The organism is Mycobacterium sp. PDNC021 (assembly GCF_048282635.1).
Classification (GTDB): Bacteria; Actinomycetota; Actinomycetes; order Mycobacteriales; family Mycobacteriaceae; genus Mycobacterium; species Mycobacterium llatzerense.
Genome location: NZ_CP182502.1, coordinates 2,784,760 through 2,799,194, shown reverse-complemented (window position 1 = coordinate 2,799,194; position 14,435 = coordinate 2,784,760). Strand labels below are relative to the sequence as shown.

The 14,435-nt window shown below is 67.4% G+C and carries 14 protein-coding genes; 8 read left to right on the top strand and 6 right to left on the bottom strand.

The features are described 5' to 3' along the window. Nucleotides 1-11: 11 nt before the first annotated feature. Nucleotides 12-1,523 (bottom strand): flavin-containing monooxygenase, encoded by a 1,512-nt coding sequence (locus ACNO8X_RS13245; protein ID WP_418005658.1) that lies wholly within the window; start codon nucleotides 1,521-1,523, stop codon nucleotides 12-14. A gap of 94 nt (nucleotides 1,524-1,617) precedes the next feature. Continuing rightward, nucleotides 1,618-2,352 (bottom strand): TetR/AcrR family transcriptional regulator, encoded by a 735-nt coding sequence (locus tag ACNO8X_RS13240; RefSeq protein ID WP_043985139.1) that lies wholly within the window; start codon nucleotides 2,350-2,352, stop codon nucleotides 1,618-1,620. A 252-nt stretch (nucleotides 2,353-2,604) separates the two neighbouring features. Between ACNO8X_RS13240 and ACNO8X_RS13235 the strand changes: the two genes are divergently transcribed. Then, on the top strand, nucleotides 2,605-3,783 hold the full coding sequence (locus tag ACNO8X_RS13235; protein WP_418005657.1) for an NAD(P)/FAD-dependent oxidoreductase: 1,179 nt from the start codon (nucleotides 2,605-2,607) through the stop codon (nucleotides 3,781-3,783). Nucleotides 3,784-3,864: 81 nt separating this feature from the next. Here the strand turns inward: ACNO8X_RS13235 and ACNO8X_RS13230 are convergent, their stop codons facing one another. Further along, nucleotides 3,865-4,593 (bottom strand): LysR family substrate-binding domain-containing protein, encoded by a 729-nt coding sequence (locus ACNO8X_RS13230; protein WP_418005656.1) that lies wholly within the window; start codon nucleotides 4,591-4,593, stop codon nucleotides 3,865-3,867. A gap of 60 nt (nucleotides 4,594-4,653) precedes the next feature. Between ACNO8X_RS13230 and ACNO8X_RS13225 the strand changes: the two genes are divergently transcribed. Next, nucleotides 4,654-5,376 carry a hypothetical protein gene (locus ACNO8X_RS13225; RefSeq protein ID WP_418005655.1) on the top strand — a complete coding sequence of 241 codons (723 nt, stop codon included), beginning with the start codon at nucleotides 4,654-4,656 and terminating at the stop codon, nucleotides 5,374-5,376. On the opposite strand, the gene ACNO8X_RS13220 is transcribed toward ACNO8X_RS13225, so the two are convergent. Beyond that, complete coding sequence (locus ACNO8X_RS13220) at nucleotides 5,349-6,194, bottom strand: hypothetical protein (RefSeq protein WP_418005654.1); 846 nt, start codon at nucleotides 6,192-6,194, stop codon at nucleotides 5,349-5,351. The genes ACNO8X_RS13225 and ACNO8X_RS13220 overlap by 28 nt on opposite strands. 51 nt (nucleotides 6,195-6,245) lie before the next feature. Between ACNO8X_RS13220 and ACNO8X_RS13215 the strand changes: the two genes are divergently transcribed. Then, nucleotides 6,246-6,632 carry a DUF5997 family protein gene (locus ACNO8X_RS13215; protein WP_418005653.1) on the top strand — a complete coding sequence of 129 codons (387 nt, stop codon included), beginning with the start codon at nucleotides 6,246-6,248 and terminating at the stop codon, nucleotides 6,630-6,632. Between the two features lie 36 nt (nucleotides 6,633-6,668). Here ACNO8X_RS13215 and ACNO8X_RS13210 read toward each other — a convergent pair whose 3' ends face one another. Continuing rightward, nucleotides 6,669-7,820, bottom strand: coding sequence for a diguanylate cyclase (locus ACNO8X_RS13210; RefSeq protein WP_418005652.1), 1,152 nt, complete (start codon nucleotides 7,818-7,820; stop codon nucleotides 6,669-6,671). A 217-nt stretch (nucleotides 7,821-8,037) separates the two neighbouring features. Between ACNO8X_RS13210 and ACNO8X_RS13205 the strand changes: the two genes are divergently transcribed. The 5 genes from ACNO8X_RS13205 (at nucleotide 8,038) to ACNO8X_RS13185 (ending at nucleotide 13,311) form a co-directional block, all read left to right on the top strand. Then, nucleotides 8,038-8,919, top strand: a complete 882-nt coding sequence (locus ACNO8X_RS13205; protein WP_418005651.1) for an exodeoxyribonuclease III — start codon at nucleotides 8,038-8,040, stop codon at nucleotides 8,917-8,919. A 131-nt stretch (nucleotides 8,920-9,050) separates the two neighbouring features. Then, nucleotides 9,051-9,455, top strand: a complete 405-nt coding sequence (locus tag ACNO8X_RS13200) for a VOC family protein (RefSeq protein ID WP_418005650.1) — start codon at nucleotides 9,051-9,053, stop codon at nucleotides 9,453-9,455. Nucleotides 9,456-9,606: 151 nt separating this feature from the next. Next, complete coding sequence (locus ACNO8X_RS13195; protein WP_418005649.1) at nucleotides 9,607-10,956, top strand: CitMHS family transporter; 1,350 nt, start codon at nucleotides 9,607-9,609, stop codon at nucleotides 10,954-10,956. Nucleotides 10,957-11,006: 50 nt separating this feature from the next. Continuing rightward, on the top strand, nucleotides 11,007-12,647 hold the full coding sequence (locus ACNO8X_RS13190) for an ATP-binding protein (RefSeq protein ID WP_418005648.1): 1,641 nt from the start codon (nucleotides 11,007-11,009) through the stop codon (nucleotides 12,645-12,647). Next, nucleotides 12,637-13,311: a response regulator gene (locus ACNO8X_RS13185; protein WP_418005647.1), complete on the top strand. Its 675-nt coding sequence runs from the start codon at nucleotides 12,637-12,639 to the stop codon at nucleotides 13,309-13,311. Before ACNO8X_RS13190 ends, ACNO8X_RS13185 begins: the two co-directional genes overlap by 11 nt. Here the strand turns inward: ACNO8X_RS13185 and ACNO8X_RS13180 are convergent. Beyond that, on the bottom strand, nucleotides 13,250-14,434 hold the full coding sequence (locus ACNO8X_RS13180) for a threonine synthase (protein ID WP_418005884.1): 1,185 nt from the start codon (nucleotides 14,432-14,434) through the stop codon (nucleotides 13,250-13,252). The genes ACNO8X_RS13185 and ACNO8X_RS13180 overlap by 62 nt on opposite strands. Nucleotide 14,435: the final 1 nt, after the last annotated feature.

Here is a 14,435-nt window from a genome sequence, read left to right as displayed (position 1 = left end):
GCGAGGCCGATTCAGCGGATGAATTCGTACTCCGTCGACTGGAATTTCCGGGTCTCGAGCCAGTACTGCCAGGTCATGCCGCTCCACAGCGTGCGGTTCACGCCGTGCTCGTCCATGTACCAGCTGTGGCAACCCCCGGTGCTCCACACGGTGCCGGCCAGGTCCTGCTGCAACTCGGCGTTGTAGTCGTCCTGCGCGCGCCGGCTCGGCATCAGCGCGGCGGCGCCCGCCTTGTCCGCCGCGGCGATCGCCTGCGCGGCGTAACGGATCTGCGACTCGATCATGAACACCACCGAGTTGTGCCCCAGCGCGGTGTTCGGCCCCAGCAGGAAGAACAGGTTCGGCATGTTCGCCACGGTGATGCCGCGGTGCGCCGCCATGCCCTCGCGATTCCACCGGTCGACCAGGTCCTCTCCCCCGAGGCCCTTAATGTCGACGTAGGTGTACGAGTCGGTGACGTGAAAACCGGTGCACCACACCACCACATCGACCGGATGCTCGACGCCGTCGCGGGTGACGATGCCGTTGGCCGTCATCCGCTCGATGCCCTCGGTGAACACCTGCGTCTTGGGGTTGGCGATGCCGCGATAGTAGGTGTCGGAGTTCAGGATCCGCTTACAGCCCGCCACATAGTTCGGGGTGAGCTTGCGACGCAGTTCCCGGTCTTTGACGCTGCGGTTGATGTTCCATTTGCCCAGCAGCTCACCGATTTTGAGCAGTCGCGGCTGTTTGGTCATCGCGAAGCCGACGCCTTCGTGGATCCAGTAGATGCCGGCGCGCATCAGCGCGCGAGCACCGGGCACCCGGCGGAAGGTGTCTTTCATCCACTCCGGAAAAGCGTTGTTGGGCCGAGGCATGACCCAGGCCGGGGTGCGCTGGTACAGGTGCAGCTCGGCCACCTGGTCGACGATTGCGGGCACGATCTGGATGGCACTGGCACCGGTGCCGATCACCGCGACGCGCTTGCCGGTGATGTCGACGCTGTGGTCCCACTGCGCGGAATGGAAAGTGGCACCGGCGAATTCGTCACTGCCGTCGATCTCGGGGACGGACGGGATATGCAATCCGCCGGCCCCGGAGATGAGGAACTGCGCGACGTACTCCTGGCCGCTGCTGTCGTAGATGTGCCAGCGCCGTTCGTCTTCGTCCCAGTGCGCGCGGTCGACGTGCGTGTTGAAGCGGATGTTGCGGCGCAGCCCGTGCTTGTCGGTAACGCCCTTGAGGTAGTCGAAGATCTCGGGCTGGAACGACCACATGTGCGTCCAGTCCGCCTTCGGCTCGAAGGAGAACGAGTACATGTGCGACGGGATGTCACACGCGCAGCCCGGGTAGGTGTTGTCGCGCCAGGTGCCGCCGACCTCGCCGGCCTTCTCCAGGATCAGGAAGTCGCGCTCACCGAAGCCCTGCTTCCGCAGCGCGATGCCCATGCCCAACCCGGAAAAGCCGGACCCGATGATCACCGCCCGCGTGACGATGGGCTCGGCGGCGACGTCAATGTCGGCAGACTGCTCGGAGACCGTCATGAACCTGCTCTTTCCTGGGAACGGCGGTACCGGATACTTCACAGTCTCCGGTCAGACCCACGCGGTGTCAACGCACCACGTCAGGACCGGATTGTCAGCCGACGGATTCTTCGCGGCGCACCGCGTCGTGCACCGGCAGGTCGAGGTCGAACCGGATGCCGAGCAGCCTGGCGGTGCCGTTGATGGCACCGATCATGATCGTGGTCATGTGCGCGACGAACTGGTCACGGGGCAGCCGGCGCGGGGTGTCGTCACTGCCGCCGAGCCACCAGTCGGTCGCCGACGCGGCCGCGCCGAAGAGCGTGAACGCGGCCAGCTCGAAGATCGCCGAGTCCAGGTCCATGTCCTTGAGCTCGCCGCTGATCATGGCGGCGATGGCCAGGGTGATGTCGCGGCCCCGGTTGACGGTCGTCATCGCGGCGGCAGACTGGTCGGCGAACCGACCCTGCAGCAGGAAGCGCACCACGTTGGGGTGCTGGTCCACCAGGTCGACGTAGTGCTCGACGGCACGGCCGATGATCTGCCCCGTCGAATCGTGCTCGATGTCGATGGACGGAATGACGGCCGCCCACAACATGTCCCGCATCCGCTCGCCGATCTGCGAGAACATGTCGGACTTATCGGCGAAGTGCCGGTAGATCTTGGGTTTGGCCGTACCGGCCTCTTCGGCGATCTCCCGCACGCTGACGTTCGGGCCGAGCCGGTCGATCGCGCGGAACGCGGCGTCGACGATCTCCTCGCGGACCTTCAGCCGATGTTCGCGCCAGCGTTCGCTGCGCGCATCGACCTTCTCGGGCGCACCCTTGGGCGGAGTGACCTTCACCTGCACGGTGACCGAGGGAACGTTCACGCCCGGCACACCAGGAACTTTCACCCCGGCCTGGATGCCGGTACGTGGAAGAGATGGCCTGCGCACCCAGCCACTGTACCGGGCCAGGCAATTCTGACCTGCTCAGACTGCCCGGCGCGGCGAACGTCACATGCGCCGGCACGTCGTCGCACCCAGGCGACCGACAGGCTTCGCGCGTAGCATCAGCCTCAGGCCCCGCCCGAAAGTACCGGCCTGACAGGGACTGATCACATGGTGCAGCGGTACGACGTCGTCGTTGCCGGCGGAGGTCCGGCGGGATCGGCCGCTGCCTGGCAAGCCGCGCAGACCGGCGCGAGTGTGGTCGTCCTCGACAAAGCCACGTTCCCGCGCGACAAGCCGTGCGGTGACGGCCTGACCGCCCGCGGGGTCAGCTACCTGCAGAAGATGGGCCTGGCGAAACAGGTCGCCGAGTTCCACCAGATCAACCGGGTCACGGTGTTCAGCCCACACCGGTGGGAGCTGTCATTCCCCCGCCGCCCTGGCATGCCCGACCACGGCTGCACCGTCAGCCGTACCCGGTTGGACGCGCTGCTGCTCGGCCACGCCGCCGCCGCGGGCGCGGAAGTGCGCGAGGACACCGAGGTGTCGGGCGTCGAGTGCAATGACGACGGCAGGGTCACAGGTGTCGTCCTCAAGGACGGCGAGACCGTGCACGGCGACGCCGTCATCGCGGCCGACGGTGCGTACTCACCGATCAAACGGGCGCTGCATGTCGAGTCCGATTACCAGGGCTATTCGGCGATCGCGATTCGTGCCGAGATGCCGGCCGACCGTCCCGACTCCGATGCCCTGGAGATCTATCTCAAGCTCATCTTCGATGGCGACCAGTTGCCCGGCTACGGCTGGGTTTTCCCAATGGGCAACGGCGCCTTCAACATTGGGCTCGGCTATGTAAACAGCTACCGGAACTGGCAGGCCATCAATGCGACCCGGTTCCTCGGTGACTTTCTGCACACGCTGCCGCGCGACTGGGATCTGCCGTCGATCGACGCGTTGAAGAAGAACAAGAGCGTGCGGGCTTGGCGGTTGCCGATGGGGTTCACCACGTGGCCGCCGTGGCGGCCCGGGGTCTTGTTCGCCGGCGACGCGCTGGGCGCCGGTAAACCCGCCTCCGGTGCCGGCATCTCCAAGGCGCTCGAATCCGGTTTGGCCGCAGGCGAATGCGCCATCGCTGCGCTCATGAACGGCAGTCCCGACGACTTCACCAACTACCAGCAGCGCATCGAATCCGCGTGGGGCCGCGAATACCGGCGCGGCCGCTTCTTCCACAAGCTGGCCGGTATCCCGATGGTGGCCGGCGCCGGGCGCAGAGCGGTCGACAGCCGTGCCTTCCGCGATCTGCTGCTCAAGTCGCTGTACAAGAAGGCCGAGGGGCCGGCGCACACCTAGCGCCGAATGGCCACTTACCGCATGGTTTTTCGCATTTAGCGTGCAACAGCCGGCCGCTCGGTGTCGACCGGCGTCGCCGCCTCAGCGACGGCCGCGCTGCGCCTTCCCCGGCTTGCGGGCGACCTTGCCTGCCGCGGTTTTTCCCGCCGCGGCCCGGGCAGCCTGCTTCGCCAGGGTCTTTTCCCGCGCGCTGCGTTTCGGCGCCGGCTCGGCCTGCCCCCGCGACGAGCTGGCCTTGCGGCCCCGCACGATGCCGATGAACTCCTCGACCAGTTCCGGCTGCTCCCCTTCCGGGAAGGCGAGCGCGACGGGGCAGGTGGGCGCGTCGGTGATCGGCCGGTACGTGAGGTCTTTGCGGTGATACAGCCGCGCCAGTGACTGCGGAACGATGAGCGCACCCATCCCGGCGGCGACGAGTTCTATTGCGTCCTCGGTGGTTTCGGGCCGGTGATCGACTGGGTTACCGGGCGCGTCCGCCCACGCGACGACGTGGTCGAGCGGGATGAGGATCGGCTCACCGTCAAGGTCCGCGGCAGCGATGTCGTCGACGGCGGTGAGCACGTGATCGGTCGGCACCACGGCCACCGTCGTCTCCTCATAGAGCGCGATGACGGCCAGTCCCGTCGTGTCCGCCGGCAGCCGGAGCAGAGCGACGTCGATGGTCCCGGCCCGCAGTGCGTCGGCCGCAGCCGCCGCGGTGACGGGGTGCAGCACCAGCGGGACCCTTGGGTGGCGATCGGCCCAGATCCGCGCCCACTTCGCGGGCGTCCCGCCGGGGACGTACCCGAGGGTCAACGAGGGCGAACTCACGGCCATCACGCTACCCAAACGAGTGTCGGGTGGTTCGCTGTCGGCGCCGATAATTGAGGCATGACCCGACTCGGCGTCTTCACATTCCATCTCGTCGAGATGCCTGTCACTGCGACGGTGCCGCTACTGCGACGACCGCCGCGGCCGGAGCAGGTGGCAGGGCTGCACTACGCCGAGTGCCTGTCGTTGATGCGGCTCGGCGCGCCGACCGTCTCCCCCGACCGACTGCAGTTGCGGCGGCTGGCGATGTTCGCCCGCTGGGACGACGAGAGCGCGATCGACGAATTTCTGGCCGGTTCCGGCGCGCGGTTCGCCGCGGGCTGGCACGTCCGGATGACGTTCCTGCGACGCTGGTCCACACTGGCGGCGCTCCCCGGCCTGCCGCAACAGGCAGATGTCTCCGACGACGACGAGCCCGTCGTCGCAGTCACCCTGGCCCGGATGCGATTGCCCGAGGTCCCCCGCTTCCTCACCTGGGGCAAGCCGGTCGAGCGGCTGGTCCGCGACCATCCGGAGGCCACCCTGGCGCTGGCCGCGATGCGCCCGCCCCGCTCGATCTCGACCTTCTCGATCTGGAACTCGGTTCGGGCGATGACGGACATGGTGCACGGCCGGGGTGCCGCGGCAGAGGTCGTCGAGCCGCTTCGACATGCCGATGCGATGGCAGAACGGCGTCGCCGCGACTTTCACCGCGAGTTCGCGACCTACCGGTTCCGTCCGCTGTCCGAGCACGGCAGTTGGGACGGGCGTACCGGTTACGTTCCGCGGCGTTCCAGCTTGTAGTGCAAGCGGACGGCCGGCATGTTCCACATCCGCAGGACATGATCGGTGCGGAGCACCTGCTCACCGTCGACGTAGAGGTCGAATGTCTCATGCACGGGCGCGCGCCGCGCGAAATAGCGCCCGCGATCGCGCACCAGGACGTACGCCCCTTCGGCACCCCACGGGCCCGCCGGTGAGGACAGTCGCAGGCCGCCGTCCGGCAGGTGCTGCGGCTGCAGGAACACCTGAACGTTGCCCTCCTCCAACGGGAACGTCACGTGCACGCTCGGCCGCTCGGCACCGGGAAGCGTTCTGCGCGAATAACATCCGCTGAACACGGTGTCACCATTGCCGCGCAGGGTCCGAATCCAGCCAGCGGCAACCTGTGCCCCGCCGCCGTCAGTGATCACCGAAACCCGGCCGTCGATGCCCCGCGCCACATCGAGGGGTCGCATCGGCAGAGCCAGTTGCTGCACGCGCTTGCCGAACACACGCGAAATCAGCTCACCGCCCGGCCAGAACAACGGCGACCAGCTGCTCCAGACCTCCATGCGCCACCGCGCCGTGTGCGTGTAGAAATCGTGAATCATCGGGTGGACGGCCGCGGCGTCGAACCCCGGCCCGGAAAGACCCTCGAGATCGGGTTGCAGGCCGGCGTCCAGATCGCCGTCCAGCAAGGCCCCACCGCGCCGAGCCGCTTCCTCGAGCAGCCAGCTGTTCCCGCCGCCGCGGGATCCAAGTGGCGCCTGCAGCCAGGCCTCGCCGCCATCGAGGTCGACGCCTCGTCCGGTCGCCCGCCAGAACTTGCGTGTCGCGAGATCCAGCGTCGAAAACTCCACCTCGCGGATCGTACGGGGTTATCCCGGCGACCTACCGATAGGCTGATGCCCATGAGCAGGCCCAACGCGCAGTCCATGAAACCCGCCACCGCGGCGAAGAAGCTGGACGTCTACTTGCCCGCGACGCCTGCGGAGTTCCAGGAGAACGCAATCACCCGCGACGAGCTCGCCGCCCTGCAGGCCGACCCGCCGCAGTGGCTCATGGACCTCCGCAAGAACGGGCCGCACCCCAAGAACCTGGTGGCTGCCAAGTTGGGCATCTCGATCTCCGGTCTTGCGCGCGGTGACGTCGGGGATGCCCTGACCACTGAGCAGATCGAGCAGCTGCTCGAGGAGAAGCCGGATTGGCTGATCATCGAACGCGAGAGCTACCAGCAGGTGCTGCGCGATCAGCGACGCATCAAGGCGCTGCACGCGGATCAGGCCCGCGAAGGCTGACGCCTGACTTGATCTGAGACGGGTAGCTCGCGGGGCCTACGAGCGCACCACGATCTGATTGCGGCCCCCGAGTTTGGCCCGGTACAGCGCCTCGTCCGCCTCATTGACGAGGGCGTCCAACCGGGATCGCGGGCCGCCGGCGGCGATCCCGAAACTCGCAGTCACCGTTGCCATTCCGTCGCCGAGCTCGGGAGCTTGAGCGACCATCCGGGCCCGGGCGGCGTCGGCCCACTCGACGGCGGTCTGGGTATCGGCGTCGGGCAGCAGGACGGCGAACTCCTCGCCTCCGACGCGACCGATGATCCGCGCCTCGCCCGGACATTGGTTCAGGATGCGCGCGAAGGCCTTCAGCACCTTGTCTCCGCCCGAATGCCCCAAGGTGTCATTGACGGCCTTGAAGTGGTCGAGGTCAGCCAGGATGAAAGCGCAGCTCTCGGCGCTCTGGAGCATGGCCTCCGCACGATGGTTGAAACCCCGCCGATTGAGCACACCCGTCAGCTCGTCCCGATCCCGCTGGAACCGCAGCTCCTGCACGACATCGATCACAGTCACAGCCAACAGCGTGATCATGCACGCCGGCAGCACGATCGTGCTCGCCACGATGAGAAACACCTCGAGGTTCGAAGACATGTAGCTGTCCAGTTCGGCCCGGTTCGTCAGTTCACGCGGCACGTTCGAGAACAGTGCGGCCACCACATCCGCGCCGAGAGCGACCGCCAGCGCAGCCGAGGCGGTGAGCGCGGCCCGATCGGTGCCGGTTTTTGGCACGCGGCGCCAGAGGCGACGCACCACGGCAAACAGTAGCAGCGCCGTCCCCAGATTCTGGGTGATGATCCGTCCGACGATGAGGGGCCAGGGGTAAGCGAGGCACCACACCACGATCACGGAGACCGTGACGTACCAGACCAGGTAACCGCGGGGCAACCGGTCTCCCACCCGCCGCAGCAACCCATCGGCCAGCAGCGCCATGGCGACCGGGAACAGTACTCCGTGGACCGATGATGCGAACGCTGCAGGCAGCGGGACCGAAAGCGCGGTCGTCGCCGCGCTGTAGCACCCGATCGCCAGGGCGAAAAAGAGCGCGCTGGTCCGCCTTCGGTCCACCAGCCATACGACGAAGAAGAGCAGCCCGACGCCCGCCATCGCCAGGGTTCCCAGACTGACGGCGAGCACCCACTCCTGCGACACGACCACCCTCTCCGTCGGTACGACAGCGCGATCAGCGTGACACTACCTGCAGATCTAGCAAACGCGGCGGGTTAAGCGGCTGCACCGGCTGAATCGCACTCCACCGATCGGCCAACTCATCGCACACACAGTCGCGATCTGCGTGCAATGACTAGCCAGTCGGCGTGCAACCCGAGGCGCGACGACGTCACCATGCCGATCTGCTTTGGTAGACCCGATGACTGACACGCCAAACTCGCCGCTGGGCATCGCCACGTTCAACGTCAACGGGGTCCGGGCGGCACGCCGTCGCGGCTTCGACGCCTGGCTCGCCGGGCGGGGGCTCGATGTGGTGGCCCTGCAGGAGTTGCGCTGCCCACCCAAGGAGGTCGGCGCATTCGACGGTTATCACGCGGCAATCGACTGCGGCTCGATCCCGGGCCGCAACGGCGTCGCGATCCTGACGCGCGAAGCACCGTCGGGTGTGCGGACCTGGGTCTCACATCCGCCGCGCACTCGGGGCCTCGGGGCCTATGCGCACGAGGGCCGGTACCTCGAGGTCGACCTCGCGGACGTTCCACTCACGGTGGCGTGCCTATACCTGCCGAAGGGCGGCCTGCCCGCGCACCTGCAGCGGCCCGGCAACATGCGCGATACGCCTGACGGTGGCGCCAAGTACGACCGGAAGATGCGCTTTCTCGGGGCATTCGCGCGCGAGATGAGCCGGAACCGCCGAGCGGCGCTCCAGGCGGGCCGCGAGTTCCTGCTGCTCGGCGACCTGAACCTGGCCCATCTTCCGCACGACGTGACCAATTGGCGGCCCGCACAGAAGATGGAGGGCTTCCTCCCTGAGGAACGCGCCTGGCTGGACGCACAGATCGGGCCGCGCACTCTCGTCGACGTGGTCCGGACGTTGCACGGCGACCGCCCGGGGCCGCTGTCCTGGTGGAGTTGGGCCGGCGAGTCATTCGTCAAGGACGTGGGCTGGCGGATCGATCACCACCTGGCCACGCCGCGGCTCGCGCGGACCGCCGTGTCGGTGACCGTCGACAAGGAAGCCGCACCCGACGCGCGGCTGTCCGACCACGCGCCCGTGGTCGTGCGGTACGCCTTCCCCTGAACACGGGCCGCGCGCGACGCTACCGGTCGACATCGGAACATCTTCGCGCACACGATGAGTTCCGCGTGGGTGGGCGGTCTACCTCTGTGACGGCCCCACTTCCGGGCGCCGCGGACCACAGGAGTTGCCCGATGCATCCCATGCTCTTCATCAACATGCCCGTCGCCGACGTCGCGCGCTCGCGAGAGTTCTTCAGCGGCCTCGGGTACTCGTTCAACGAGAACTTCAGCAGCGACAGCGCCGTGACGTTGACGCTGGGCGAGAACCAGTTCGCGATGCTGACGCAGCGCGACGTCTTCGACTCCTTGCATCCAGTCCAGACCGCTGACGCGTCGCAGAAGGAATGCGTTGTCTGTTTGGGCGTCGACAGCCGCGAGTGCGTGGACGGGCTCGTGGACCGCGCCATCGCCGCTGGCGGCACGGTGGGCGACACCGATGACGAGGACTTCATGTACGGCCGGAGCTACAACGATCTCGACGGCCATTCCTGGCAGATCTTCTGCATGACGCCCGTGGCGGCAGGAGTGTCCGAATAGAAGCAGGCCAAGGGATCTGGCCGTCAGCGCGGGCAGCACAACCCTGAGCGAAACGCGCAAAAGCCCGATTAATATGTACAAGCTCGCATTGTGATGCCGGTTACAGCGACGCTTCTGAGATTGCTCCAGTCACACCCTCAGGAGATAGCTGATGTTGGTTGCCCTCGGCCTGACCATGGTCGCCGCCTTCATGGTCGTCATCATGACCAAGCGCGCAACGCCCATTGTGGCGTTGATCGCCGTTCCCGTGACCTTCGGCCTGCTGGCCGGGGCGGGCAGCGGGATCGGGAAGATGATCACCGACGGCATCAAGGACCTGGCGCCCACCGCCGCGATGCTGTTCTTCGCGATTGTGTTCTTCGGGATCATGATCGATGTCGGACTGTTCGACCCGGTGATTCGCACCGTCATCCGCATGGTGGATCACGATCCCGCGAGACTGGTGGTCGGCACCGCGGTGCTCGCGGCGGTGGTCTCGCTCGACGGTGACGGTTCGACCACCTTCATCGTCACGGTCTCCGCGCTACTCCCCCTCTACTTGAAGCTGGGGGTGAGCCCGGTGGTACTCACCGTGGTCGCCGGCTTGGCGAACGGCACCATGAACATCCTGCCGTGGGGCGGCCCGACCGCGCGCGCGGCGGCTGCACTGAAGATCTCTCCGTCCGAGGTGTTCGTCCCGATGATCCCGTCGCTGATCGCGGGAATGTTCATCGTGCTGGCGTTCGCATGGCACCTGGGAGTGCTGGAGCGCAAGCGGATCGGCTCGATCGTGGTTCGCGAGCGGGTCCTGGCCGGTGTCGGAGGTGGGTCGGAACCGACAGGCCTCGGCGGTGATGCATTCGAGGGTGCCGCCGACGACTCGGGCGCGATCTCCGGTGAATTCGCTCGACCAAAACTGTTGTGGTTCAACGCGATCGTCACCGTCGCACTGCTCGCGGTGCTCACCATGGACATCCTGCCCATCCCGGTGCTCTTCATGATCGCCGCCGCGGTGGCCCTCATGGCGAACTTCCCGCAGGTGGCCGAACAACAGGCCGCGATCACCCGGCACGCGTCGTCGATCGTGTCGGTAGTGGGCATGGTGCTCGCCGCAGCTGTGCTGACCGGAGTGTTCAAGGGCACCGGCATGGTGGAGGCGGTGGCCACCTGGGTCACCGGCATCATCCCCGAGTCGATGGGTCCGCACCTCGGCGTGATCACCGGCGTGCTGTCCATCCCGTTCACGTTCCTGATGTCCAACGACGCCTTCTACTTCGGCGTCCTGCCGGTGCTCTCGGAGACCGCGAGCCACTACGGAATCAGCGCGGCCGAGATGGCGCGGGCCTCGATCACCGGCCAGCCGTTCCACATGCAGAGCCCACTGGTGCCGGCAATCCTGCTGCTGGTCGCGCTGGCCGGCGTCGGGCTCGCCGACCATCACAAGAAGGTGTTGTGGCGTGCGGCGGTGGTCTCGCTGGTAATGCTGGTGGTGGGCGTCGCTCTCGGCCAGATACCGCTCTGACGCGCCGATCCGCGGCCGAGGCGTCATCGGCGGGGATAGCCTCGACCATCATGCCGAGGATCCGATTACGCACCCAGATCCTGATCCTGCAGATGGTGATCGTGACCGCCAGCCTGGCCGCCGGTTTCGGCATCATCATCCACCGCACCGACACGCAGACCCGAACCGAATTCGCGCACCGCGCCCAGGCCATCGCGGAGACAGTGGCCTCGGATCAGGAGGTCCGGGCCGGTGCTGCCGCCCAATCTGCGGCGCGTCGGGCCGGGCACCCCGCCTCCGCTGCCGAGTTGGCTGCCGCCCCGCTGCAGCGGCAGGCCGCAGCCATCACCGCCCGTACCGGGGTGCTGTTCGTGGTCATCGCCGACGACGCCGGCTATCGCATCGCACATCCCGACGCGACGCTGCTGGATCGGCCCCTCAGCACCGATCCGTCCGCCGTACTCGGTGGAGAGTCCGAGCTGACCGTGCAGCAGGGCACACTCGGCGATTCGGTCCGCGCAAAGGCACCGATCCGCGGTCTGGACGGCACCGTCGTCGGCCTGGTCAGTGTTGGCGTGCCGATGGATACCGTAAATCGGGCGACCCACCGCAGCCTGCTGCTCCTGATTGCACTGGTGGGGTTTGCGCTGACAGTGGGGACGATCGGCTCGGCCCTGTTGACCAGGCGGTGGCGCCGCCTCACCCTCGGCCTGGAGCCCGAGGAGATGGCCGAGCTGATCCGTGAACAGGACGCGGTATTGCATTCGGGTGCGGAGGGAGTCATCGCGATCGACGCGGATGGCATCGCCCGCGTGATCAACGAGCGGGCGCGGGAGTTGCTCGGTGTCACCGCCGCGCCGGGAACGCCGCTCAGCGATCTGGGCCTCACCCCCCGCGTGTCCGCGGTCGCGGCGGAGCCGACGACGGTGCCGGTCGCCGCGGCCGTCAACGAACGCGTCGTGCTGGTGTCGTCCCGACGGGTGCACCGCGACGGCACCGACCTGGGCACCGTGCTGACCGCCGTGGACCGCACCGACATCGAGGCGCTCACGCGAGAACTGGACTCGGTGCAAGCGATGAGCTCGGCATTGCGGGCACAACGCCACGAGTCGGCGAACCGCCTGCACGTGGTGGCAGGCCTGCTCCGCGACAACCGGACCGCCGAGGCGCTGACGTACCTCGACGAGATCACCGGGCAAGCCGGCGTCGCGCCCGTGCCGGGTCTCGAGCGGCTGGACGAGCCGCATCTGCGGGCGTTCGTCGGCGCGAAGGCCGCCCGTGCACACGAGCGCGGTGTCGTGCTGCGGGTGGGCGAAGAGACGGCACTGGTCGGCACGCTCGCCCACCCGGTGGATACCACCACGGTGGTGGGGAATCTGCTCGACAACGCGATCGACGCGGCGGCCGATATCTCGCATGCGCAGCCTCCGGTCGTGGAGCTCGATCTGCTGCGCGACGGAAATGATCTGGTGATCGTGGTGACCGATACCGGGGCCGGGTTCACCGTCGACGACCCTTTCCTGGAGGGGGTCACCACGCGATCGGATCCGACGGTGCCGGGTGGGCGCGGTATGGGCCTGGCCATCGCACGGCAAGTGGCGCGTGGGCACGGCGGGGACGTCGTCGTCGCCGCGCGCGGCGGCGGCACGGACGGCGAGCCGACCACAGTGCTGGCCAAAATTCCGGGAGGTGTTCTGAACGATGACGCGTGACCTGCGAATCCTGGTGGTGGACGACGACTTTCGGGTCGCCGCGCTGCACGCCTCGGTGGTGGACTCGATGGTCGGATTGGTCACGGTCGGCTCGGCGCGAACCGTCGCGGAAGCGACGGCGATCGTGGCCCGCGCCGACGCCGCGCAGGTACCCGTGGACCTGGCGCTGGTAGACGTCTACTTGCCGGACGGCTCTGGCATCGACCTGGTGCGTAGCTTGCGCTGCGACGCGTTCGTCCTGGGTGCCGCGGACGATGCGGCGAGCATCCGGGCCGGGTTCGCGGCGGGCGCCCTGCACTATCTCATCAAGCCGTTCCCGAATACCGAGTTGGCGCGACGCCTGGCCGCCTACACGGCCTATCGGCGGATCCTCGACGGCCCACACCTGACTCAGGAGCAGGTGGACTCTGCGGTCTCGGCGCTGCGGTCCGAGCGGCCAGCCACCAAGAAGGACGACGGCGCCCCGCTGACCGAGCGCCTGATCGTGGACGCGCTCCGCGAGGCGGGCGAACCTCTGTTGGCGGACGAAATCGCGCAGCTGGTCGGCGTCGCTCCGGCTACAGCGCGGCGCTACCTCGCGGATCTGGTGCGAGCCGGCACGCTCACGATGGGCCTGCAGTATGGCTCGACCGGCCGACCTCGCCAGCGCTACTCCCCGGCGTGAGCAGGTGACTGGCTTTCAGCCCTGATCCGGTGAGGACCGCAACGATCGTGTCTGCGGCGTTGAGCTCGCCGGCTGCCCGTAGCCGGCGCAGCGCCGGCAAGATCTGGGCGCTGGTGGGTTCAACGAACAGCCCGGTGCGGGCGAATTCACTGACTGCAGGCAGCAATTCGTCCTCCGGGATCGCGACAGCCGTCCCCCTGGTATCCCGGATCGCTTGCAGGACTTCACGATCCCGCACCGGCTTCGCGATGGCTGTGCCCTCGGCGAGGGTCGTCGACCATCGTTGTTCAACAGCCTCAGCCCGGCCCTGCTCGATGGCGGCGACGAGCGGGCAGCAGTTCTGCGGCTGACTGACGAAGATTCGTGGCACGCGGTCGATCGCGCCGGATCGGTACAGTTCGCCGAATCCGACAGCGCAGCCGAGGACCAGACTGCCGGCGCCGGCAGGAACGACAATCGCGGTGGGAGCGCGGAATCCGAGGTCCTCCCAGATCTCGTAGGCGATCAGTTTGATGCCTTGCAGGAAGTACGGGTGCCAATTATGGCTTGCGTAGAAACATGTTTCGGCTCGACGCACGGCCTCGTCGGCCACCTCCTGACGAGTGCCCGGCACCAGCTCCACGATGGCACCGTGCAGTCGGCTCTGCACGATCTTGTTCGGCGAGGTGGCAGCGGGCACCAGGATGTGGGCTTCGATGCCCGCCGCCGCACAGTACGCGGCGACGGAAGATCCTCCGTTGCCGCTGGAATCCTCGAGTGCCCGGCTGATCCCCTGATGACGTAAGGCAGTCGTCATCACCGCAACGCCGCGATCCTTGAAACTGCCGGTGGGGTTCATCGACTCGACTTTCAGTCCGACGTCGATGCCGTCGAAATTGCGGGTCATCAATGGTGTCCGACCCTCACCGAGGGTCACCGGTTCGATGTGCGCCAACGGATTTGGCAGAGCGGCGCGATACCGCCACTGGGAGTTGATCGCGGTATCGATCTGCTCGCGGCCGATGCCCGGCAGCGCCTCGAAGACCAACGGGGTGCCGTCATCACCACGCCATCGGGGTTCGTCAGCCGGATATCGCCGGCCAGCGCGGTCGATCAGGATCGGTCCGTGCGAGCTCGCGGGCACA